Source organism: Pseudonocardia sp. OZ21 (assembly GCF_059359135.1).
Map to the genome: position 1 here is coordinate 51,561 of NZ_JCADBN010000025.1, position 21,350 is coordinate 72,910.

Consider the following 21,350-nt stretch of genomic DNA (forward strand, 5'->3'; position numbering starts at 1 on the left):
CCAGCCGGCCCGTCACGAGGGGTGACGGGCCGGTCCGGTTCCGGACTCGTCCGGCCGGGACAGGACGAGCTTCGCCAGCTGCACCCGTGAGTGCACGCCCAGCTTGGTGAACACCGCGCGCAGGTGCGTGTTGATCGTGCTGGGGGACAGGTGGAGCTCGGCCGCGGCGGACCGGTTCGTGTGACCGTCGGAGATCAGCGCCGCGACGCGGCGCTCCATCGTCGTCAACGACTCCCACCCGGTCGCGGCCCGCGGCCGCGACTCGGTGGAACCGCGGGGTCGGCGCACCCCCACCGGCTGCAGCAGTTGCTGGACCCGCTGCACTGCGGCCGTGGCACCGCACGCGGCGAAACCGTCCCGGGCGCGCTGCAGCGACTCGACGCCGGACGGGTCGCCGCCCTCCAGCGCCGCCCGCCCGTGCTCCTCCTCGGCGCGGGCCAGCAGCAACGGACGCGGAGCCTGCCGCAGCAGGTCGACGGCGGCCGCCTGCTTCCCGACGACCAGCCCGTGCGTCAGGGCCGCTGCGCCTGCCGTGCTCGCGACGCCGGGGTTGCGGGCCGCGAGCGCGCCCAGCACGTCGTCAGCGGCGTGCAGGGTGTCGCCGTCACCGCTGTGGTGGGCCGTGCACGCCGCCTCGACGAGGAACTCCTCCGGCCACGGCACCGCCCCCGCGACGACTTCCCGCACGAGCTCGGCAGCGGCGTGGGGCTCGTCCTCGCCGAGCGCGAGCAGCGCCCGCCCGACCGGCACCGGGACCCCTCGCCGCTCGGCGGCGGCGATCCGGGACCGCGCCTCGGACAGCTCGCCGCGGTGGAGCGCGACCACGGTGAGGATGTGCCACAGCCAACAATCGACGGCGGCGGCGCCGAGGTCGCCCGACCACTGCAGGGCGGCGGTCGCGGCAGCCTGCGCGGCGTCGAGGCGGCCGGCGCCGAGCTCCAGGACGGCGCGGACCGCCGCGACCTCGGGAGCCTGCCACGAGTCGGAGTCGGCGCCGTGGGCGTCGAGATCGGCCAGCCGCGCCAGCGCACCGTCGATGTCGTCGAGACGACCGCGGACCAGCAGCTCGCGCAGTTCCAGCCGACTGGCGTGCAGGCTCCCCGCCTGGCCTGCGCCCTCCTCGGCCGCGGCCCTCGCCTGCTCGTAGTACCCGCGTGCCGCCCCGTACCCGCCGGCGCGTTCGGCCTGCTCGGCGCGGGCGACCAACTGCAGCGACCGGGCGACCGGATCGGGGGCGAGATCGCCGGCATCCGAGACGGTGGCGAGAGCGGCGTAGGCGGCAAGTCGTGCGCGGAGCGCGGGAGCGGCCTCGGCGAACCGGGGGTCGCGGGTGCGCCCGGCGAGCTCGCTGAGCCGCCCGGTGGCCCACAGGTGCGGAGCGAGGCTCAGCTGGGCGACCGCGGCCGTCCCGGGCGACACCGCACCCTGCAGCAGCCGGTCCACGAACGCCGCCGCCTCGTCGTGGTGGCGGGCGGTGACCAGGATCGTGACCACGTCCCGGGCCACCTGCTCCCGCTCGGGATCGTCGTCGGCCACGAGCTCGAACGCCCGCTGGATGATCGTCACCGCCGTGACGGCCATCGTCCCGAGCAGCTCCTTCGCCGCGCGTTGCAGGACCCGTACCGCAGTGGCGTCGCCGGGAACCGCCGACGCGAGGACGTGCGGGGCGGCGGCAGCGTGTCCGCGTCCGGAGCCGATGAGGTGCGCCACCACGGACCGGTGCATCGCGACCCGCGCGGACGGCGGCATGTCCTGGTACACGGCCTGGCGCAACAGCTCGTGCCGGAAGGTGATGGTGACGCCGTCGTCGGTCAGCAGCCCGAGCCCGATGGCCTCCTCGAGGGGCCCGGTCAGCTGCGTGGCCGGCTCGCCCAGCAGCTGCGCGAGGTCGTCGAGCCGGGACTGCACACCCAGGACGCCGGCCGCGCGGAGCAGGGCCCGGCATCGCTCGGACGTGCCGGCCGTGCGCCTGCGGACCCCGTCGAGCAGCCCGGCGGGCAGGTTGTCGTCCTGGTCACGACGGCCGTCCGGCCCGATCAGGCCACGGAGCAGGGCAACCGCCAGGAACGGGTTGCCGCGCGTGCCGAGGAGGCGCTGGGCCAGCTCCGGGCCTGCCGCGTGTCCCAGGTGGTCGACGGCCACGGCGAGGACGGCGTCGTCACGCAGCGGTGCCAGGTCGATCCACCGCACCCACCGGCTCCGCTCCATGCCTGCGACCTGGTCGGCCGGCCCCCCGGCAGCCGGACGGGTGCCGACCAGAAACGCGATCGGCGAGGACTGCAGCCTCCTGACGAGGATGCGGAGGACGAACGTGGTCAACGGGTCGGCCCACTGCGCGTCGTCGAGCGCGATGAGCAGGGGCGCCGACCCGGCCCGGCGCTGCAGCAGCACGGCCAGGTGCTCGGCGAGCCAGAGCGGCTGCGCCGCGAGCGGTGCCAGGTCGAGGAACTGCTGCGAGTCGAGCACCGGGTCCGGGCCGCAGCGCAGAGCCGGACCGAGCGACGCCAGGGGGCTCAGCTCGTCCGTCTCGTGCGCGGCCGTCACCGCGGTGGTGAACCCGAGTGCCGTGGCCTGGTCGACCGACGCATCGACCAGCGCGCTCTTGCCGATCCCGGGCTCGCCGCGCACCACCACCAGCGCCGACCGGCCGCCCTGTGCGTGGCGCAGCGCCGCCAGCACCGTGCCCAGCTCGGCGTCGCGTCCGCGCATGGGCTGAGCGGCCTGGTGCGGGGCGGGCATGAGGCCCATTCTGGCAGCGCGGTCGTCTCCGGCAGCGCGGTCGGCTGGCGGCACGGATGTCAGTCCACCGTGAGGACGACCTTGCCGACACTCGCCGAGCTCTCCAGCCTGCGGTGCGCGGCGCGGAGCGTCTCGGCGTTCAGCGGGCCGAGCCGTTCGGAGATGGTGGTGCGCAGCACCCTGTCGTCGACGAGCCGGGCGACCGTGTCGAGCAGCTCACGCTGGTAGGTGCTCTCCGGCTCGTGCAGAGGCCGGGCGAACATGAACTCCCAGTGCCACGACTGGCTCTTCGACTTCAGCGGCAGCAGGTCGAGGCCCTCGGGCTCGTCGATCGCGACGACCACGCCACGCGGGCGGAGGATCTCGGCGTAGGTCTCGACGTTGCCCGCCGAGAAGGGGGAGAGGATCGCGTCGACGCCGCCGGGGGCGACCTCCCGGATCTCGTCGCGCAGGTGGTGGTGGTTGACGACGTGGTGGGCGCCCATGTCCTCCACCCACCTTCTCGACTCCGGCCGCGACGCGGTACCGATCACGGTCACCCCGGTGAGCTTGCGGGCCAGCTGCACGGCGATCGAGCCGACGCCACCCGCTGCCGCCATGACGAGGAGGGTGCCCTGGCTGTCGGGGCCGAGCCGGAGGTGGTCGAAGAGTGCCTCCCACGCCGTGATCGCGGTGAGCGGGAGCGCGGCCGCCTCGGCGAAGTCCAGGATCCTCGGCTTGTGCCCGGTGATCCGCTCGTCGACGAGCTGCAGGCCGGCGTTGCTGCCGGGGCGCGCGATGGAGCCCGCGTAGTAGACCTCGTCGCCGACCGAGAAGGCCGTGACCGCGTCACCGGTGCCCACCACGACGCCCGCGGCGTCGAACCCGAGAACCTTGGGCTCGCCTGCCGGGTCGACGCCGGCACGCACCTTGACGTCGACGGGGTTGACCGACACCGCGCGCACCTCGACGAGCAGGTCGTGCGGGCCGGGCGCCGGGACGTCGAGCTCGATGTCGACCAGCGCGTCCGAGGCGTCGATCGGCCCGCTGCGCAGGTAGGCCACGGCGCGGGTACGGGTTGCAGTGTTCGTCATGCCCCGACGCTACGTCGGAGGTGGGAGTCACCGCGCACACCGGTTGGCCACCGCACACACGGCATGACGTGTGTGCGGTGGCCGCGAGATGTGCGCGGTGGCGCGGAAATGTCCAGCCCGGGAACCGCCGTCACGGCGGAGACCAGGGTGCTGAGCAGCGGGTTCGTGGCAGCGGCGCTGGCCACCGGCTGCGGGCCCATGGTGTCGAGCGAGAACGAGCGGTCAGGTCTGCACGGGTCCGGTGGCGACCACGGTGGTGGGCATGGTGGGCATCGCCCGCCCGGGCTCGAGCGAGATCGCGTACGCGGTGAAGGCCGGGGCGCCGGTGGCGGGCCCGATGCTGTGGACGCCCGGCCCGGGTGCGGTGACGTCGAACATGCCCACGGGCTGTGGGGGCCCGCCGTCGATCCCCCACAGGACGTAGATCGTGTCGGAGCGGTTGTTCGGGGCGACGCCGGTGGTCACGACCGTGCGGTCCGATGCGGTGGTGAGCACGGCGGCGACCGGATCGCCCCCGGTGGTGGTCAGCGTGGCATGCGTGGTGCCGGGCTGGTCCAGCTGCGTGACGATGTCGGCCAGCGACTGCGACTGCGCGATCTCGGCGTCGCGCTGTTGCTGCAGCTGCGCTGTGTAGACGGCCAGGCCACCCACGCCCAGCACGGCCACCAGCACCACGGCGGCGGCGACGAGACGTCGCCGCCCGATGGCCGCCCACGGCAGGCGACGCCGGAGGCCCGGGTCGGACGGGGCCGGTACGACGACATCCGGTCGGAGGGGCTGGGGCCGGGGCGGGTCATCGGGTTCGCGTTCCGGGGCGGCAGGCGGGCGCACCTGCGGTGTCTCGGCGGCCTGAGCGAGGATGTTGTCGCGCAGCCGTGGCGGTGGGTCGGCCTGCTCCGCGGTGTCGGCCAGGCCACCCATGATCAGCTCGGTGTCGCGCACCATCTCGCGGCAGGACCCACAGTCCGGCAGGTGGGCTTCCATCGCCAGTTCGTCGTCGGGTTCGAGCGCGTGCAGCGCCCAGCCGACGGCGTGCTCGTTCATCGGGCAGGCCTGCTGCTCGTCGGGGCTCATCGTCCGTCGCCCGTGGTGCGGGTGTTGTCGGTGCGGGTGTTGTCGGAGCCACGGTCGAGCACCGGGGCGAGGAGACCCCGCAGCCGTTGCATCCCGCTGAACATCCGCGACTTCACCGTGCCCAACGGGACCCCGGTCATCGCAGCAACCTCCCGCTGGGTGTAGCCGCCGAAGTACGCCAGAGCGAGCGCCTGCCGCTGGTCGGTGGGGAGCCCTCCGAGCGCGGTGCGGACCTGCCCGGCCTCCACCGAGCGCAGCGCGGCGTGGTCGGCACCCGGCCCCGGTGGGGCCGACCACTCCTGCCCCTCCTCGGCCGCGGGCACGGTGCGCCTGCGGATCGCGCTCTCGCGGCGGACCGTGTCGACGGACTTGTGGTGCACGAGGGTCAGGATCCAGGTTCCGAAGCTGCCGCGGGCGGGGTCGAAGCGGTGCGGTTCGCGCCAGAACGTCAGGAAGACCTCCTGCACCACGTCCTCGGCCAGGCCGTCGTCGGCGCAGATGCGGCGGGCGAGCGAGTAGGCCCGCCGCCCGTACCTGTCGTACAGGCCGGCCAGCCCAGACTCGACCCCGTTGGTGACGGACAGGACGAGATCGCCGTCGGGGACGTCGGGCTCGCCTGCGGTCGACGACCCGCCTCCCCGGCGTTTCGGCAGACTCGACCCCTCACGTGTGTCGGGGGCATCGGCCACCAGCGGGATCCTCACGTCAGCTTCTTCGCAACGGAACGGTGTCCGGTTCAGAACCAGGCCAGACTAGCCCGTCCGGCGCGCCGTCCGGCGTGGGCTGCGGGGCCGTCCGGAGGAACCGGACGGATCACCCGCCGCGCCCGCACGTCCGCGTCCGATGTCCGTATCGGGCGGCCCGTTCCGGGTGCCTCCGGTCCCGCCCGGGACGTAGCCTGGGTGGGACCGTCGTACGCCCGGCCTGAACCAGCCCGGGAGGAGTCGTCGTGATGCCGACACCCGAACTGACCGTCCCTCGACCCACGCAGGCGCGCCCCGCGGCGGGCCGGCTGCGCTGGTGGGATCGACGGCGGGAGCGGCGCCGCCTGGCAGGCGAGGACCGCCGGGCCGCGCACCTGGCCGAGCTCCACCGGATCCGGGCGCTCGTCGCCACCGCCCGCGCGGTGGTCGGGTCCGGGTGGGTCCAGGACGGCTGGTTCGCCTACCGCGACGAGCAGGGCGAGCACCGCACGGTCACCGCGGCGACCCTGCAGCGGATGGGCGACCGGCCGATCACCGGGGCCTGTCTCGTCGGAGCGATCGTGCAGGCGGGCGGCGGGCCGGTCGCCGTGCGGAGCCAGCCGGTGCAGCGGGCGCTCGACCTGACCTGGCACACGCTCCACGGAGGCGAGCGCGAGCCGGTCCACTGGTGCCCGGCCCCGCCGGTGCGCGCCGCCCACGTCCGGGACCTCACGCGGTGGAACGACCGGCCCACCCGCACGTCCGCCGAGGTGCTCGACCTGCTGCACGCGGTGGAGCGAGCGGCAGGGATGGAGATCGCCCGCGCCGACGCGCGCCCGTAGGGCAACGCAGGCGCGTTACGGAGCCGTACTGCTGTCGGGACGGGGGTCGCGACAGCAGTACGGCTCCGAAGTGCAACACCGTGCGCTGGAATGCTCTGGGCGTGGACATCCCCGAAGGCCTGCTCGACCTGCTGTACCGGCCGAGCCCCTGCTACCTCGCCACGACCTGGGTGGACACCGACGGCAAGCACATCCACGTCAACAGCGTGCAGGGCTTCCAGAAGATCAAGAACATCGAGCGGGACCCGCGGGTCGCCCTCAACGTCTCCGACCCCGACAACATCTCCCGGTAACACGCGGTCCGCGGCCGGGTCCTGGACATCACCAGCGACGGGGCGGCCGAGCACATCGAGATGCTCGCCCAGCGCTACCTCGGCGGCTCCTATCCCTGGTACGGCGGCCGGGACCAGACCCGGCTGCTCCTCACGATCGAGGTGCTGAAGGTCAACGGCACCGGGTGAGGCGCGGCCGATGAGTTCCGGTGGCGGGCCCGGTCTGCAGACCATGACACCCTTCGTCGACCTTGCGCCCGCCGCCGACCGCGTCGTGCGGCTGCTCGATGCCGTCACCGACGACCGGCTGGACGCGCCCACCCCGTGCGCCGAGACGACCGTGGCCGGCCTGCTCAGCCACCTTCTCGGGGTCGCGGAGGCGTTCCGGGGCGCCGCGGCCAAGGAGCCGGACGCCGGGCCGCCGCCTGCCGTGCAGCCGCCGCTCGACCCGCACTGGCGCCTGCTCCTCCCGCAGCGGCTCGACGCGCTCGTCGCCGCCTGGCGCGATCCCGCTGCCCGGGACGGCGTGGCGCACGCCGGGGGAGTGGAGATGCCGGCCGCCGCGATGGCGGTGGTCGCGCTCGACGAGCTCGTGCTGCACGGCTGGGACATCGCCCGCGCCACCGGCCAGGTCTACGACGCCGACCCGGCGAGCGTGCAGGCGTGTCTCGCGCTCGTCGGCTCTCTCGTGCAGCCGGAGGGCGTGCCCGGGCTGTTCGGACCGCCCGTCCCGGTGCCCGAGGACGCGCCGGCGCTCGACCGGCTCGTCGGGCTCAGCGGGCGCGACCCGTCGTGGACGCCGGCCGCCGTGGGCGCCACTCGCTGACCGGCACGACGGGCCGGCCGCGCCGGCCCGGCCCGTCCGCGGATGGCGGTAGGGCCGGGGCGAGCGCGGCCGGCGCCGCTCAGGCGCGGACGGCCCCGCCGTCGTGGAGGGGCTCGTCGCCTGCACCTGCGGGGAGCGGGTTCCCGTCGGTCTCGTCGGGCGCCTCACGCGGCAGGAACCACACCGACACGCCGGACAGCAGGGCGAGCGCGGCGATGTACGCGGCCACCCACACCGACGAACCGGTCGCCCCGAGGATGGCGGCGGCCAGCAGCGGTGTGAGCCCACCCCCGAGCACCGCGCCGAACTGGTACGACATCGAGGCGCCGGTGTAGCGCACGTCGGTGCTGAAGGCCCGCGACACGATCACCGCCTGCACCGCCACCAGCAGGCCCAGCACCAGGCCCATCGCCAGCATGGCGAGGAGCACCGCAGGCACCGCCCCGGTGTCCATGAGGCCGAACACGGCGAAGGGCACGAGCACGGAGAGCACCGAGGCGACCGTGAAGATCCGCACCGCCCCGATGCGGTCGGACACCCGGCCGGTGAGATAGGCGACCACGAGGTACACCACCGAGCCCGCCGAGATCGTCAGCAGCATCGTCTGCTGCGGCACGTGCGCCGTGCCGGTGCCGTAGGAGAGCAGGTACACCGACAGCAGGTAGCCCAGCGCGGACGGGGCGAGGGTGATGCCCATCCCGAGTACGACGGTGCCGGGGTTGTTCCGCAGCACGTCGAGCGCGGGAAGGCGACGCACCCGGCCTCGTTGCCGGGTGCGCGCGAACTCGGGGCTCTCGGCGAGGCGGAGCCGTACCACCAGTGCCACCACCACGAGCAGGGCGCTCAGCACGAACGGGATGCGCCAGCCCCACGCCGCGAACTGCTCGCGGCCCAGGCCCACCGAGACACCCAGGAAGACGAGGTTCGACAGCAGCGTCCCGGCCGGCAGGCCCATCTGCGGGAACGACGAGTAGTAGCCGCGCTGCCCCTCGGGTGCGTGCTCCATCGCCATCAGCACCGCGCCGCCCCACTCCCCGCCGACGCCGAGACCCTGCACGAACCGCAGGACGACGAGCAGGATCGGGGCGGCGATGCCGATCTGGGCGTAGGTGGGCAGGAGTGCGATGAGGAACGTGCCGATGCCCATGAGCAGCAGCGAGACCACCAGGGTCTGCTTGCGCCCGAGGCGGTCGCCGAAGTGCCCGAACACGACGCCGCCGATCGGGCGCGCGAGGAACCCGACGGCGAAGGTCCCGAACGCCGCCAGCGTGGCCGCCACCGGCGAGAAGTTCGGGAAGAACTGGGGCGCGAAGATCAGGGCGGCCGCCGCGCCGTAGATGTTGAAGTCGTACCACTCGATGGCGGTGCCGACAAAGGTCGCCGCGGCGACCCGGCGGGTGTGCTCGGAGGGTGGGCTCGCGGCACTGCGAGACGCGGAGGGGGTCACTGGCGCTCCTCGGGCTGAGGGGTCGGGGCTGAGACGTCGGGGGTCGGGGCCGGGTCGATGTGGAAGTCCGACGGACGGGGCTCGCGCACCATGCGCCAGTAGTCGAGGACGGTGAACGGCCAGACCTGCGAGGCGCGGCCCTTCGTGTTGCGGTACCAGCTGTTGACGGTCGCCACCCCCCAGGCCATGCGCCCGTTGCCGGCGTCGACGCGCTCGTTGAAGGCGTCGTGGACGTCGCGGCGCACCTCGACCGTCGCCGCCTCCGCCTCCAGCAGCAGCCGCAGGCACCCCAGGATGTGGTGCACCGCGATCTCGGAGAACAACAGGGTGCTGCCGTTGATCACGAGGCCGGTGTTCGGCCCGAAGACGCAGAAGAGGTTGGGGAACCCCGGCACGTGCACGCCGAGGTGGGCGCGGGCGTCACCGTCCCACTGCTCGTGCAGGTCGGCGCCGTCCCGCCCCCGGAACGTGATCGGCGCAAGGAAGTCCGACGCCCGGAAGCCCGTGGCGTAGATCAGGACGTCCACCTCGTGGAGCCTGCCGTCGGCGGTGCGCACCCCGTCGGGGGTGATCTCGGAGATGGCGTCGGTGACCAGGTCGACGTGCTCGCGCTTGAGCGCAGCGGGCCACACCCCGTTGTCGCGCATCATCCGTTTCGAGCCGGGGGCGTAGCTCGGCAGCACCTTCGCGAGCAGGTCGGGGCGGTCGCCGAACCGGCCCTCCAGATGGGCGACGAGGGCCTGACGCAGTGCCTCGTTGGCCGGTGAGACCGAGATCGGGTGCTCCCAGGCCGGGTCGACCTCCATGAACGGCCGCCGCCCGTCGACGGAGGTCCAGAACTGCAGGAACCGCAGCCACCGGTGGTAGTAGGGGAGCTCGCGCAGCAGCCGCAGCTGGTCGTCGGGGGTCGGGTCGTGGTAGGTCGGCGTGGGCAGCATCCACGGCGGGGTCCGCTGGAACACGGTGAGGGCGCCGACACGGTCGACGATCGACGGGACGACCTGGTACGCGCTCGCCCCGGTGCCGATCACGGCGACGCGCCTGCCGGTGAGGTCGACGTCGTCGCGCCACCGCGCGGTGTGCCAGCTCGGTCCCGCGAACCGCTCCCGCCCCGGGATGTCCGGGAGGCTCGGCTTGTTGAGCTGCCCCGTCGCGCTGACGACGGCGTCCGCCTCGAGCACGACGTCCGGCCCGTCCGCGCGGCGTGCCCGCACGGTCCAGCGCCGCGTGTCCTCGTGGAACACCGCCTCGACCACCTCGTGCCCGAACCGGATGCAGCCCCGCAGGTCGAACTGGTCGGCCACCTCCCGGAAGTAGCTCCAGATGTCGTCCCGGGCGGAGAACAGGTGCAGCCAGTCCGGCCGCTGGTCGAACGAGAAGCTGTAGGCGAAGTTCGGGGTGTCGAGCCGGGCGCCCGGGTAGCCGTTCTCCAGCCACACCCCGCCGACGTCGGCGTTGCGCTCCAGCACCGTCACCGCCACGCCCGCCTGCCGGAGCCGGTGCGCCGTCACGAGCCCGGACATCCCGGCGCCGATCACCACCACCTCGACCGTGCGGCCCGGTGCCACCTGCTCGACGGTCCAGCCCGGCGCGCCGGCGTCCACCGGCAGCCCGAGCTCGTGGGACATCAGCGGCAGGTAGTCGTCGGACACGTCACCGGCCACGAACCGCATGAGGCGGCGCAGGGTGTCGTCCTCGGGCTCGGGCGCGGGCACCGATCCGCCGTCGCGAAAGGCCTGGAGGGCGGCGAGCGCGCGACGGCGCCCCAGCTCCTGAGCCGCCTCGGACATCCCGCCCTGCGGTTCCACCATGTCGGGGCGCAGGCGCAGCGGCGGCCGCAGCTCGTCCGCGACCAGCGTGAGGTCACCCGTCAGATGGGCGAGGGCCGGCAGCAGAGCGGGCAGCTCCGCACCCGCGACGGCGGCGGCGAGCGCGACGTCGTCGCCGAGCAGTGCGGAGAGTCCGGTACCAACGTCCACGGTGGTCACGGTCACTACTCTCGGTGCGAACCGGACGGGATCGGAAATAACGGTTGCGGGGCCTGTGATGCCCACCCGGAATGAGAGCAGCCCCGTGGCGCCACACCCGCCTCCCGTGCTGTGATCTGCACGCGGCAGAGGGGCGGTGACGATGGAGCTGAGGCATCTGCGCTCCTTCGTCGCTCTTGCCGAGGAACTGCACTTCGGGCGGGCCGCGCAGCGGGTGTTCGTGGCCCAGCCCGCGCTGAGCAAGCAGATCTCGGCGCTGGAGAAGGAGCTCGGGGTCCTCCTGTTCGAACGCGACAAGCGCCAGGTCGTGCTGACCACCGCCGGTAGCGCCCTGCTCGAGGACGCGCGCCGGCTGCTGACGCAGGCCGACGGGGCCGTGGAGCGGGCGCGCTCGGCCGGTCGGGGCAGCACGGGCATCCTCCGCGTCGGTTTCATCGCACCCGCCCTCTACGACCTGCTCCCTCCGGTTCTGCGCGCGTTCCGCGTCCGGCATCCGGGGGTGCGGCTCGCCCTGGAGGAGATGCACAACATCGAGGCCGTCAACGCCGTCCGCAGCAGGCGCGTGCAGATCGCCTTCGTCCGGCTGCCGATCGAACCGGTGAGCGAGCTGTCGCTGGTGACGGTGCGGTCGGAACCGGTGATGCTCGCGGTGCCCGAGGGCAGCAGGCTGGCGGACCGGGAGGCCGTGCACCTCGCCGAGCTCGCCGACACCGACATGATCCTGATCGCCCGCTCCCAGGAACCGGAGCTGCACGACTACTACGTCACCCAGTGCGCCGCGGCGGGGTTCAGCGCCCGGATCACCCACGAGGTCGACCGCACCCACGTGGCGATCGGCCTGGTCGCGAGCGGTCTCGGCGTGTGTTTCGTCCCGCGGTCGGGACGGCGGGTCGCCCAGCCCGGCGTGGTCTGCGTCCCGCTGCTCGGCACCCGGATGCGGCTGACGATGGCGGCCGCGTGGCTCGGCGAGCCGGACCCACTCGTGCGCAACTTCCTCGCGTTGTGCATGGAGGCGCGCCCGCAGGACCCCGAGCCGCGGTCCGGGACCGTCGAGCCGATCGCCTCGGTGTGAGGCAGGCCCCGTCCGATCACGCGCCGCCGGAGCGCCGCTTGCGGATGTCGCGCACGGGATCCATCGCGGCCATCAGGTCCTCCCGCGCCCGCGCCACCCGGGACCGGATCGTGCCGATCGGGCAGTCGCACACCGCGGCGGCCTCCGCGTAGTCGAGGTCGAGCACCTGGGTGAGCACGAACGCCTCGCGCCGGTGGGGTTCGAGCTGGTCGACCAGCAGCCCGAGCACCACGGCCTCGTCGGCGGCGGAACGCACCGACCGGACGCGCTCGCCGACGACGGCGTTCCAGTCGTCCACTGCGGTCGTGCGAGGGCGGCGTGTCGCGGTGCGGACCGCGTCGGCGGCGGTGCGCCGGGCGATCGACAGCAGCCAGGTGCGGGCCGAGGACCGGCCGGCGAAGCGGGGCAGCGACGCCAGTGCCCGCAGGTAGGTCTCCTGCGTCAGGTCGTCCGCCTCACCGGGACCGCTGATGTGGGCGACGAAACGGTGGACGTCGCGCTGCGTGGAGCGGACGAATGCGGCAAGCGCTGCCCGGTCGCCGCGGCCTGCGGCGAGGGCCCATGCGGTGATCCGGGCGTCGTCAACGCCGTCGGCCATGCCCGCACGGTAGCTCCCCGATCCGCGGGAACCGCCGGGCGGGTCCCGACGACCATCAGTACATGCGATGCGAGGACTGCCGCGAGGCGATCTCCGCCCTGCTCGACGGCGAGGGGCATCCCGGCGAGGCAGCGGCCGTCGACGAGCACACGGCGACGTGCCCGGACTGCCGGTCCTTCCTCGACCGGGCGGCCCAGGTCACCCGGCTGGCCCGCACCGGCCTGGCGGAGCCCGGTCCGGACCTGGTCGCCGCGGTGCTCGCCGCGGCGTCCACCCGCCGGGCACGCCGTACCGACGCCGTCCGGCTCGCGCTCGGCGCGGTCGGTATCGCGCAGGGAGCACTGGCGGTGAGCGCGATCGCCACCGCAGGCTCGTTCGCGGTGCATGACGCGATGGAGGTGGGCGGCGCCAGCGCGATGCATGTGGCGCACGAGAGCGCGGCGTGGAACCTGTCGCTCGCCGTCGGGTTCCTGTGGGCGGCCACCGCGGCCCCCCGCCTGTCGGGGCTGCTGCCGGTCATCGGGTCGTTCGTCGCGGTGCTGACGGGCCTGAGCGCGCTCGATCTCCTGGCCGGGCGCGTCGATCCCGGCCGCATCCTGAGCCACGGCCTGGTGGTGATCGGGCTGGTGCTGCTGATGGTGCTGCGGCGGCGGGACCGCCGGGAGGACGACGGCGCACTCGCGGGCCTGCCCCCGGGAGCCCCGAGACCGGATCGGCGTGCCCTGTGGGCCGGCCGGATCCGGCGCCCCGCGCTGCGGCAGGACCCGCGTGCGACCGCGCGCCGCGCGGCGTGATCATCGCGAGGTTCAGCCGGGTGTCGCCCCGATCACCTGTGACGAGGACGGGTCCCGGGAACCGATGACCCCGCGGCGACGACTACCTGGGTTCGACGCGCGCGCACCGGCGGCGCGACGCACCGGCGGAGGTGGGGCACGACCGTGATCGACAACGCGCCGAGCTGGTGGGGCGCACTCGCGTTCTGGCGGTTCACCCCGGCTGTGGACCTCGTCCTCGTCCTCGTGACGGTCGCGTACCTGCTGCTCGCCCGCCGCGTGGGTGGCGACGGCTCACGCTGGCCACCGCTGCGTACGACGGCATGGCTCGGGGCCGTGGTGGTGCTGGTGGTGGCCGTCGACGGGCCGGTGGCCGTCTTCGCCGACGTGCTGTTCTGGGTGCACATGGTGCAGCACCTGATGCTGATCATGGTCGTGCCGGTACTGCTCGTGTGGGCCCAGCCGTGGCGTCTCCTGCACGGCGCCGGTGGCGCGCGGGCCCAGTTCGTCGACCGGGTGGTCGGCAGCAGAGCGGCGCGGTGGGGGACCGCGCCCCTGTGCGGCCTCGGGCTCTACGCGGCCGTGGTGATCCTGACCCACCTCACCGGGTTCCAGCAGGTCTCGGTCACGAATCCCGCGGTCCGGGCGGCCGAGCTCGCGCTCTACCTGGTGAGCGGTTACCTGCTGTTCCTGCCGCTCGCCGGTGCGGAGCTGGTGCCGTGGTCGCCGCCGCACCTGGCCCGGTTCGCGCTGCTGGCGCTGAGCATGGGCGTGGACACGCTCACGGGGGTGGTCCTGATGCTCACCCCGCGGCCGCTGGCGCCCGCCTACGCCGCCGCTCACCTCGGATGGGGACCGACCGCGCTGGCCGACCAGGAGGCCGCCGGAGCGATCATGTGGTTCGGCGGGGACGTCCTGATGCTCGTGCTGATGGTCGGCGTCGCGGTGCGGTGGGGCGCCTCGCAGGGCCAGGACCAGGGGCTCGGCCGGTGGATCGAGGGCGTGCGGCACCGCACGCTGCTCGGGGCCGACGCCGTGCCCGCCGACGGCGCGAACGGTGACGTCGACGCCGACGAGCGCGCGCTGCAGGCCTACAACGCCGCGCTGGCCGCGCTGCACACCCGCGACGAGGAGCACCGATCATGACCGCGGACGCCTCGCCCGGCACCGCCTCCGGCCCGGTCGCCGACCTGCGGCAGTACGAGATCCTCGTCGGCGGCATGACGTGCGCCGCCTGTGCCACCCGGGTCGAGCGCAAGCTGAACAAGCTCGACGCGGTGCAGGCCACGGTCAACTTCGCCACCGAGCGCGCTCGCGTGCAGTGTCCCGACGACCTCGACCCGCGCACGCTGATCGAGCAGGTCGAGCGGGCGGGCTACACGGCCAGGCGGATCGATGACGTCGCCGCGGCCGACGACGGCAGCGACCACCAGCGGCGGGTCGTCGACCTGCGGAGGCGGCTCGCGGTCGCCGCGGTGCTGGCGGTGCCGATCTGCGACCTGTCGCTCGCCCTCTCGCTGTTCGGCGAGCTGCGTTTCCCCGGCTGGCAGTGGGTCCTGCTGGTGCTCGCCGCGCCCGTGGTCGGCTGGTGTGCGCTGCCGTTCCACCGCGCGGCCCTGGCGGGTGCGCGCCGCGGCGCGGCCTCGATGGACACCCTCGTCTCGGTCGGGATCCTCGCTGCCACGGCCTGGTCGCTGTGGGTCATGGTCGCCGACCGGACGGTCGAACCCGGCCTGGGACAGGGCCTGTCCGTGCTGTCCGGCAGCGGCCACGCGCTCTACCTCGACGTCGCCGCGGGCGTGACGACGTTCCTGCTCGCCGGGCGCTACTTCGAGGCGCGGGCCAAGCGGTCGGCCGGATCGGCGTTGCGGGCGCTGCTGGAGGCGGGCGCCAAGGACGTCGAGGTGCTGCGCGAGGACGGGCCGCAGCGTGTCCCGGTGTCGGAGCTGGAGGTGGGGGACCGGTTCGTCGTGCGGCCGGGGGAGACCGTCGCCACCGACGCCGTCGTGACGGACGGCAGCTCCGCGCTGGACGTCAGCATGGTGACCGGCGAGCCCGTGCCGCGGGAGGTCGTCCCGGGCGACGCGGTCGCGGGCGGGGCCGTCAACTCCGGTGGACGGCTGTTGCTGCGGGCCACCCGCGTCGGGGCCGACACCCAGCTCGCCCGGATGGCGCGGCTCGTCCAGCGGGCGCAGGAGGGCAAGGCGGGCGCGCAGCGACTGGCCGATCGGGTGGCAGGCGTGTTCGTGCCCGCGGTGCTGGTGCTCGCCGTGCTCACGCTGGTCGGCTGGCTCGTCACCGACCACCCGGCGGGGCAGGCCGTCACCGCTGCGGTGGCCGTGCTCGTCGTGGCGTGCCCGTGCGCGCTCGGCCTGGCCACCCCCACGGCGGTGCTGGTCGGCACCGGGCGCGGTGCCCAGCTCGGCGTGTTCATCAAGGGGCCCCGTGCCCTGGAGGCCACGCGGGCGGTGGACACGATCGTGCTCGACAAGACCGGCACCCTCACCGAGGGACGCATGCGGCTGGCGGACGTGCGGACCGTTCCCGGCGTCGACCGGTCCCAGCTGCTCGCCATGGCGGGTGCGGTCGAGGCGGCCTCGGAGCACCCCATCGCCGCGGCGATCACCGCGGCCGCATCCGCGCAGGCCGAGGCCCTGCCCGCGGTGACCGACTTCGCCGCGCACGCCGGGCTGGGCGCTCGCGGGCTCGTCCACGGCGAGCAGGTGGTGGTGGGCCGGTCGCAGCTGTTCTCCGAACACGGGCTGCACGTGCCGCCGGACCTGGACGCCGCCCGCGACGAGCTGGAGGCACGCGGCGTCACGGTGGTCCTGGTCGGCTGGGGCGGCTCCGCGCAGGGTGTGCTCGCCGTCGCCGACACGGTGCGGCCCACGAGCGCCGCCGCCGTGGCCGCCCTGCGCGGGCTGGGGCTGCACCCGGTGCTGGTGACCGGCGACAACGCCCGCACCGCGGCCACCGTCGCTGCCGAGGTGGGCATCGACGAGGTCGTCGCCGAGGTGCTGCCCGAGGGCAAGGTCGACGTGGTGCGGCGGCTGCAGGAGCAGGGCCGCAGTGTCGCGGTGGTCGGCGACGGGGTCAACGACGCGGCCGCGCTCGCCGCGGCCGACCTGGGCATGGCGGTCGGCGAGGGCACCGACGCCGCGATCGAGGCGGCCGACATCGTGCTCGGCCGAGAGGACCTCCTCGTGGTCGCCGACGCCGTGGAGCTCGCCCGCCGGACCCACCGCACCATCCGCGGCAACCTCTGGTGGGCCTTCGGGTACAACACCGCCGCCCTGCCACTGGCCGTGCTGGGCCTGCTCAGCCCGATCGTCGCGGCCGCGGCGATGGCGCTGTCCTCGGTGTTCGTCGTGACGCACAGCCTGCGGCTGCGCAGCTTCCGGCCCACCGAGGGCAGGCCGGTCGACGCCGTCGGCGGGCCGGTATGACCGCGGGGGCCCGGGCCACCCCGGCCGTGGCCACCGGGGTGCTGGCAGCGGCCGCGCTGACAGGCGCGCTGGTCGCGGCGTTCGCCCCCAGCGTCGCCGTGCAGTACGGGCTGCGGGACCTGGGCCCGGTGGTGGACGCCGGGCTGCCGGCGGCCCGGGTCGTTGCGGTGGGGGCGGCCGCGCTGACCATCGGGAACCTGCTGCTCGCGGCCGTGCTGGCACCGGGTGAGCCGCACGGGCTCGTCTCGCCCGCCGGGTACTCCGGCCTGCGCGCGGCGGCCCGCTGGGCGGTCGTGCAGGCTGTGGCGTCCGCGGTGGTCACATGGCTGCTCGTCGCGGAGAACAGCGGGGTCGGGCCCGGTGTGCTGATCAGTCGCCTCGACGTGCTCGCCGCCGGCGTCACGCAGGTGGAGCAGGCGGGCGGCTGGGCCACCTCCACGCTCGCCGCGCTCGTCGTGGCGGGGCTCGCGGCCGTCGCGCTCTCGTGGCGCAGCGCCGTCGGGCTGCTCGCGCTGGCCGTGGCCGCGCTGCTACCCCTCACACTCACGGCCGCGACGAACGCCCAGCGCTCCCACGACATCGCCGGTGACGCGGTCGCCCTGCACGTGCTCGGTTCGGTGCTGTGGCTGGGCAGCACCGCCGCCGCGGCGGTGCACCTGGCCCGGCAGCGCCCGGGTGCCGATGTCGTGCTGCGCCGCCATCGCGCGGTCGCGCTCGGCGCGCTCGTCGTGGTCACCGCGTCCGGTGTGGTGTCGGCGTCGTACGCGCTGCGGCCCTCAGACGTGCTCACCAGCGGGTTCGGGCTGCTCGCCGTCGCCGGTGCGGTGGCGGTGGTCCTGCTCGCCGGGACCGTCCGGAAGCTCGGGACGACGATCGGCCGGGCGGGAGCCGGACGGCGCGCGGCACTGCGGCTCGTCGTCGTGGAGCTGCTGCTGCTCGGCGTCGCGTCCGCGACCGGCACGGCGCTGGCGCGCGTGCCACCCCCCGGCGAGACCGACTACGAGGCCAGCCGGTTCGTCTACCTCATCGGCTACGACCTCCCGCCGCACCTCACCGCCCTCGACCTGGCGCTGCGCTGGCGCCCGGACCTCGTGTTCGGCCCGCTCGCGCTCATCGGGGCCGTCACCTACCTGATGGGGGTGCGCAGGCTCCGGCGCTCCGGCGGCAGCTGGCCGGCCGGCCGCACGGCGGTGTGGCTCGCGGGCTGCGCGACGCTGCTCGTCGCGACCTCGTCGGGTGTCGCCACCTACGCGGAGGCCGTCTTCAGCGTCCACATGGTGCAGCACATGCTGCTCGCGACCTTCGCGCCGGTGCTGCTCGTCCTCGGGCACGGTGTGACGCTCGCCCTGCGGGTGGTCCGACCCGGCACCGCCGCACGGCTCGTCAGCCTGCTCGACGCCCCGGTGATCCGGTTCGTGCGCAACCCCGCCGTGGCCTGGGTCGCTGTCGCGATCACCCTGTTCGGGCTCTACCCCACCGGGCTGTACGCCGCGATCCTGCAGGAGCACTGGGCGCACCTGACGATGGACGCGGCGTTCTTCACGACCGGCCTCGCGCTGTTCTGGCCCGTGCTCGGCCACAGCCTGCCCGGCCGCGGGATACCCGCGATCGGCCGCATCGTCATGATCTTCGCCGTGATGGCGTTGCACGCGGGGTTCGGGGCGTGGCTGCTGGGCCAGGCCACGCCCATCGCCGCCGGCTTCTACGGGGCCCTGAGCCTGCCGTACGTCCCCGACCTGCTCGCCGACCAGCGGCTCGGCGCGGTGCTGGCGTGGGCACTCGGGGAGCTCCCGGTCGTCTTCGCGGTGCTGGCCCTCGTCGCGCGCTGGGCCCGCGCCGACCGCGAGCCGTCCGGACCCGAGGACCGGACCCGCCCGCTGACCGACGACGACGAGATGGCCTACCCGCAGGTCTTACTCTCCTAGTGCGGTGGCCACGAACGTTGCCGGGTTCCTCGCGGGCCCAGGCGGCCCCTCGCGGCGTTGCCGCCCTGGCGAATACCCCGGTATGAGCTGCGGGCGGCGCCTTGCGAGGAACCACCTGGATCCCGCGATCAACCCGGCAACGTTCGTGGCCACCGCACTAGGCGGTCAGGCCGCCGTGACGCGGACCGGGATGCTCGCCCAGCCTTTCAGCGAGTTGTTGAGCTTGGGAACGGGCTCGCCGTCGAGCTCGAGCCGCGTGGCCCTGCGGGCGAAGGCGTCGAGCACGACCTCGGCCTCCAACCGGGCGATCGGCTGACCGACGCACTGGTGGATACCCATGCCGAAGCCGACGTGCCCGCCCGCGGAGCGGCGGACGTCGAACGTCTCGGCGTCCTCGCCCCAGTGGCGGCTGTCGCGGTTGGCCGAGCCGAGGAAGAGCACGACCTTCGTGTCCTTCGGGATCGGCGTGCCTGCGACCACCGTGTCGGCCGCGGCCGTGCGGAAGAAGGTCTGGATCGGGCTCTCCCAGCGCAGCGCCTCGTCGAAGGCGAACTTCGCCAGCTTGGGATCGGCGTGCAGGGCGGCCCACTGCGCGGGGTGCCGGGCCAGGGCGTACAGGGTGTTCCCCAGGCCGTACACGGTGGTGTCGAGGCCTGCCGTGAGCAGCGAGCGGACGAGTAGCGGTGCCTGCTCGTGGGTGATCTCCGCCCGGTCCGCCGCGGCCCAGACCTCGGCTCCGAGGCCGCCCGGCGCGAGCTCGTCGCGCTGGCAGTGGGCGAGGATCCACTCCTGCACGGGTGCCGCCCTGGCGAGCGCGTCGGTGAGCAGCTGGTTGCGCGGGCCGAAGGCGTTGAAGGCGAGCGCCCCGTACGGCAGCAGGTTCTCCCGGCCCTCGGCCGGGAGCCCGACGGCGTCACCGAACACCGTCACGGGAAAGATCTCGGCGAGATCGGTGACGGCGTCGAAGCGTCCGCGCGCCACGAGCGTGCCGGCCAGGTCGTCGGCGGCGGCCGCGAACTCCGCGCGCAGCTTGCGGACGGTCCGCGGTGAGATCACCCCGTTCATCGCGGTGCGGACGACGGTGTGGTCGGGCGGGTCGGCTTCCAGCAGCAGACTGGGCGGTCGCCACGGCTTCTCGCGGCCGAAGTCGCTGAGCCCCACCCCACGGCCCGACACGAACGTCTCCCAGTCCGACAGGGTGGCTCGCACCTCGTCGTAGCGGCCCATCGCCAGCAGGTCGTAGCGCGGCAGGCGCACGACGGGGGCGGCATCGCGCAGCCGCGCGTGGAAGTCGTAGGGGTCGGTGAGGATCTCGGTGCCGAAGGGGTCATCGCCCAGCGCGGGGACGGTCTGCGCGGTGGTCATCGTTGGCCTGCCTTCCGAGGTGGTGGCGTCAGAGATCGAGCACGAGCTTCGGGCACGCCGCACGGGAGACGCAGACGAACATCGTGTCGTTGGCGGCCTTCTCCTCATCGGTGAGCAGGGAGTCACGGTGGTCCACCTGACCGGCGAGCACGGCGGTCTCGCAGGTGCCACAAGTGCCCTCCTGGCAGGAGGAGAGGACCTGGATGCCCGCGTCCTCCGCGACCTCGAGGATCGAACGGTCCGGTGGCACGGTGAGCGTCACCCCGCTCCGGGCCAGCTCCACCTCGAACGCGCCGCTGAGCACGGGCTCGCCCTGTTCCTTGGGCGTGAACCGCTCGGTGTGCAGGGCGCCCGACGGCCAGCTCGAGCAGCGGTCCTCGACGGCGTCGAGCAAGGGGCCGGGGCCGCAGCAGTAGACCAGCGTGTCCCCGGCGGGGGCACCGAGCAGGGCCGCGAGGTCCAGCAGGCCGTGTTCGTCCTGCGGGCGCAGCACCACGCGGTCGTCGCCGTGCGCGGCGCGCAGCTCCGCGACGAACGCCATGGAGGCGGCGGTGCGCCCGCCATAGACGAGCCGCCACCCGGCGCCCGCAGCGGTGGCGGCCTCGAGCATGGGCAGGATCGGGGTGATCCCGATCCCGCCTGCGATGAACAGGTAGCGGTCGGCGGGCTCCAGCGGGAAGTGGTTGCGCGGGCCGCGCACCCGCACGGCCGTGCCGGGGTTGAGCTTGTCGTGGACGTACGCCGACCCACCGCGACCGTCCGACTCCTGCAGCACCGCGATCTGCCAGCTGCTGCGGTCGGTGGGGTCGCCGCACAGTGAGTACTGCCTGGTCAGGTCCTCGGTCAGGATCAGGTCGACGTGCGCCCCCGGCGCCCAGTCGGGGAGCTCCTCGCCTGCGGGGTGGCGCAGCGTGAGGGCGACGACCCCGTCGGCGGCGATGCGACGATCGGCGACGAGGAGGTCGATCTCGGACTCTTCGTGCGTGCTCTTCACGAGTGGGCTCCAGCGCTGGCGAGGGTCGTCTCCGACGATGTTGACCGGCAGTGCGAGGCGGAGAGATGCCTCTTTCCGGCAGCCGGAAAGGGTTTCTGTATCCGGGCTTCCCCCCACACCATTTACTGGACGGACGGATGAGCGTCCCGCAGCCACCCGTGTGGCGATTGTCATGGCGGCGGCAGGTGGGTGCGGCTACTCGCACCGGACGACGCGGCCGCGATCAGCTTGTC

Annotated in this window: 17 protein-coding genes; 8 read left to right on the forward strand and 9 right to left on the reverse strand. The window is 74.1% G+C overall.

Annotated elements, in window-relative coordinates; all coding sequences use genetic code 11:
- Positions 1–12: 12 nt before the first annotated feature.
- The 4 genes from AC5L35_RS34770 to AC5L35_RS34785 form a co-directional block, all read right to left on the reverse strand.
- Positions 13–2,739, reverse strand: coding sequence for an ATP-binding protein (locus tag AC5L35_RS34770; RefSeq protein WP_495064000.1), 2,727 nt, complete (start codon positions 2,737–2,739; stop codon positions 13–15).
- 59 nt (positions 2,740–2,798) lie between these two features.
- Positions 2,799–3,812, reverse strand: coding sequence for a zinc-binding alcohol dehydrogenase family protein (locus tag AC5L35_RS34775; protein ID WP_495064001.1), 1,014 nt, complete (start codon positions 3,810–3,812; stop codon positions 2,799–2,801).
- A 222-nt stretch (positions 3,813–4,034) separates the two neighbouring features.
- Complete coding sequence (locus AC5L35_RS34780; protein ID WP_495064002.1) at positions 4,035–4,886, reverse strand: anti-sigma factor; 852 nt, start codon at positions 4,884–4,886, stop codon at positions 4,035–4,037.
- Positions 4,883–5,590 (reverse strand): RNA polymerase sigma factor, encoded by a 708-nt coding sequence (locus tag AC5L35_RS34785; RefSeq protein WP_495064003.1) that lies wholly within the window; start codon positions 5,588–5,590, stop codon positions 4,883–4,885. The genes AC5L35_RS34780 and AC5L35_RS34785 overlap by 4 nt, the downstream gene beginning before the upstream one ends.
- Positions 5,591–5,838: 248 nt before the next feature.
- On the opposite strand from AC5L35_RS34785, the gene AC5L35_RS34790 reads away from it, so the two are divergent.
- The 3 genes from AC5L35_RS34790 (at position 5,839) to AC5L35_RS34800 (ending at position 7,509) form a co-directional block, all read left to right on the forward strand.
- Complete coding sequence (locus tag AC5L35_RS34790) at positions 5,839–6,411, forward strand: DUF6197 family protein (RefSeq protein ID WP_495064004.1); 573 nt, start codon at positions 5,839–5,841, stop codon at positions 6,409–6,411.
- Between the two features lie 101 nt (positions 6,412–6,512).
- Positions 6,513–6,704 (forward strand): pyridoxamine 5'-phosphate oxidase family protein, encoded by a 192-nt coding sequence (locus tag AC5L35_RS34795; RefSeq protein ID WP_495064005.1) that lies wholly within the window; start codon positions 6,513–6,515, stop codon positions 6,702–6,704.
- Between the two features lie 178 nt (positions 6,705–6,882).
- Entirely contained in the window at positions 6,883–7,509 is a 627-nt protein-coding gene (locus tag AC5L35_RS34800; protein ID WP_495064006.1) for a TIGR03086 family metal-binding protein, read from the forward strand.
- A 79-nt stretch (positions 7,510–7,588) separates the two neighbouring features.
- Here AC5L35_RS34800 and AC5L35_RS34805 read toward each other — a convergent pair whose 3' ends face one another.
- Together AC5L35_RS34805 and AC5L35_RS34810 are read right to left on the reverse strand one after the other, a co-directional pair.
- Positions 7,589–8,956 carry an MFS transporter gene (locus AC5L35_RS34805; protein WP_495064007.1) on the reverse strand — a complete coding sequence of 456 codons (1,368 nt, stop codon included), beginning with the start codon at positions 8,954–8,956 and terminating at the stop codon, positions 7,589–7,591.
- Positions 8,953–10,944 (reverse strand): flavin-containing monooxygenase, encoded by a 1,992-nt coding sequence (locus AC5L35_RS34810; RefSeq protein ID WP_495064008.1) that lies wholly within the window; start codon positions 10,942–10,944, stop codon positions 8,953–8,955. The genes AC5L35_RS34805 and AC5L35_RS34810 overlap by 4 nt, the downstream gene beginning before the upstream one ends.
- A 142-nt stretch (positions 10,945–11,086) precedes the next feature.
- On the opposite strand from AC5L35_RS34810, the gene AC5L35_RS34815 reads away from it, so the two are divergent.
- The gene (locus AC5L35_RS34815; RefSeq protein ID WP_495064009.1) at positions 11,087–12,016 is read left to right on the forward strand and encodes a LysR family transcriptional regulator; all 930 of its coding nucleotides are present in this window, start codon (positions 11,087–11,089) and stop codon (positions 12,014–12,016) included.
- Between the two features lie 16 nt (positions 12,017–12,032).
- Here AC5L35_RS34815 and AC5L35_RS34820 read toward each other — a convergent pair whose 3' ends face one another.
- Positions 12,033–12,614, reverse strand: coding sequence for a sigma-70 family RNA polymerase sigma factor (locus tag AC5L35_RS34820; RefSeq protein WP_495064010.1), 582 nt, complete (start codon positions 12,612–12,614; stop codon positions 12,033–12,035).
- A 62-nt stretch (positions 12,615–12,676) separates the two neighbouring features.
- Between AC5L35_RS34820 and AC5L35_RS34825 the strand changes: the two genes are divergently transcribed.
- The 4 genes from AC5L35_RS34825 (at position 12,677) to AC5L35_RS34840 (ending at position 18,758) form a co-directional block, all read left to right on the forward strand.
- Positions 12,677–13,408: a zf-HC2 domain-containing protein gene (locus AC5L35_RS34825; RefSeq protein ID WP_495064011.1), complete on the forward strand. Its 732-nt coding sequence runs from the start codon at positions 12,677–12,679 to the stop codon at positions 13,406–13,408.
- Between the two features lie 144 nt (positions 13,409–13,552).
- The gene (locus AC5L35_RS34830; protein WP_495064012.1) at positions 13,553–14,533 is read left to right on the forward strand and encodes a cytochrome c oxidase assembly protein; all 981 of its coding nucleotides are present in this window, start codon (positions 13,553–13,555) and stop codon (positions 14,531–14,533) included.
- A complete protein-coding gene (locus AC5L35_RS34835) occupies positions 14,530–16,833 on the forward strand; it encodes a heavy metal translocating P-type ATPase (protein WP_495064013.1) in 2,304 nt (767 codons plus the stop codon). Before AC5L35_RS34830 ends, AC5L35_RS34835 begins: the two co-directional genes overlap by 4 nt.
- Positions 16,830–18,758 (forward strand): cytochrome c oxidase assembly protein, encoded by a 1,929-nt coding sequence (locus AC5L35_RS34840; RefSeq protein ID WP_495064014.1) that lies wholly within the window; start codon positions 16,830–16,832, stop codon positions 18,756–18,758. Before AC5L35_RS34835 ends, AC5L35_RS34840 begins: the two co-directional genes overlap by 4 nt.
- 165 nt (positions 18,759–18,923) lie before the next feature.
- Here AC5L35_RS34840 and AC5L35_RS34845 read toward each other — a convergent pair whose 3' ends face one another.
- Both AC5L35_RS34845 and AC5L35_RS34850 read right to left on the reverse strand, forming a co-directional pair.
- Positions 18,924–20,123, reverse strand: coding sequence for a cytochrome P450 (locus AC5L35_RS34845; protein WP_495064015.1), 1,200 nt, complete (start codon positions 20,121–20,123; stop codon positions 18,924–18,926).
- A 28-nt stretch (positions 20,124–20,151) separates the two neighbouring features.
- Positions 20,152–21,117 carry a PDR/VanB family oxidoreductase gene (locus AC5L35_RS34850; RefSeq protein WP_495064016.1) on the reverse strand — a complete coding sequence of 322 codons (966 nt, stop codon included), beginning with the start codon at positions 21,115–21,117 and terminating at the stop codon, positions 20,152–20,154.
- Positions 21,118–21,350 lie beyond the last annotated feature (233 nt).

What these genes read in the sequence shown, in the direction of transcription:
- AC5L35_RS34775 (WP_495064001.1), bottom strand. Translation starts at nt 3,812, where the DNA reads ATGACGAACACTGCAACCCGTACCCGCGCCGTGGCCTACCTGCGCAGC.
- AC5L35_RS34835 (WP_495064013.1), top strand. Translation starts at nt 14,530, where the DNA reads ATGACCGCGGACGCCTCGCCCGGCACCGCCTCCGGCCCGGTCGCCGAC.
- AC5L35_RS34840 (WP_495064014.1), top strand. Translation starts at nt 16,830, where the DNA reads ATGACCGCGGGGGCCCGGGCCACCCCGGCCGTGGCCACCGGGGTGCTG.
- AC5L35_RS34770 (WP_495064000.1), bottom strand. Translation starts at nt 2,739, where the DNA reads ATGCCCGCCCCGCACCAGGCCGCTCAGCCCATGCGCGGACGCGACGCC.
- AC5L35_RS34815 (WP_495064009.1), top strand. Translation starts at nt 11,087, where the DNA reads ATGGAGCTGAGGCATCTGCGCTCCTTCGTCGCTCTTGCCGAGGAACTG.
- AC5L35_RS34780 (WP_495064002.1), bottom strand. Translation starts at nt 4,886, where the DNA reads ATGAGCCCCGACGAGCAGCAGGCCTGCCCGATGAACGAGCACGCCGTC.
- AC5L35_RS34790 (WP_495064004.1), top strand. Translation starts at nt 5,839, where the DNA reads ATGCCGACACCCGAACTGACCGTCCCTCGACCCACGCAGGCGCGCCCC.
- AC5L35_RS34825 (WP_495064011.1), top strand. Translation starts at nt 12,677, where the DNA reads ATGCGATGCGAGGACTGCCGCGAGGCGATCTCCGCCCTGCTCGACGGC.
- AC5L35_RS34800 (WP_495064006.1), top strand. Translation starts at nt 6,883, where the DNA reads ATGAGTTCCGGTGGCGGGCCCGGTCTGCAGACCATGACACCCTTCGTC.
- AC5L35_RS34845 (WP_495064015.1), bottom strand. Translation starts at nt 20,123, where the DNA reads ATGACCACCGCGCAGACCGTCCCCGCGCTGGGCGATGACCCCTTCGGC.
- AC5L35_RS34820 (WP_495064010.1), bottom strand. Translation starts at nt 12,614, where the DNA reads ATGGCCGACGGCGTTGACGACGCCCGGATCACCGCATGGGCCCTCGCC.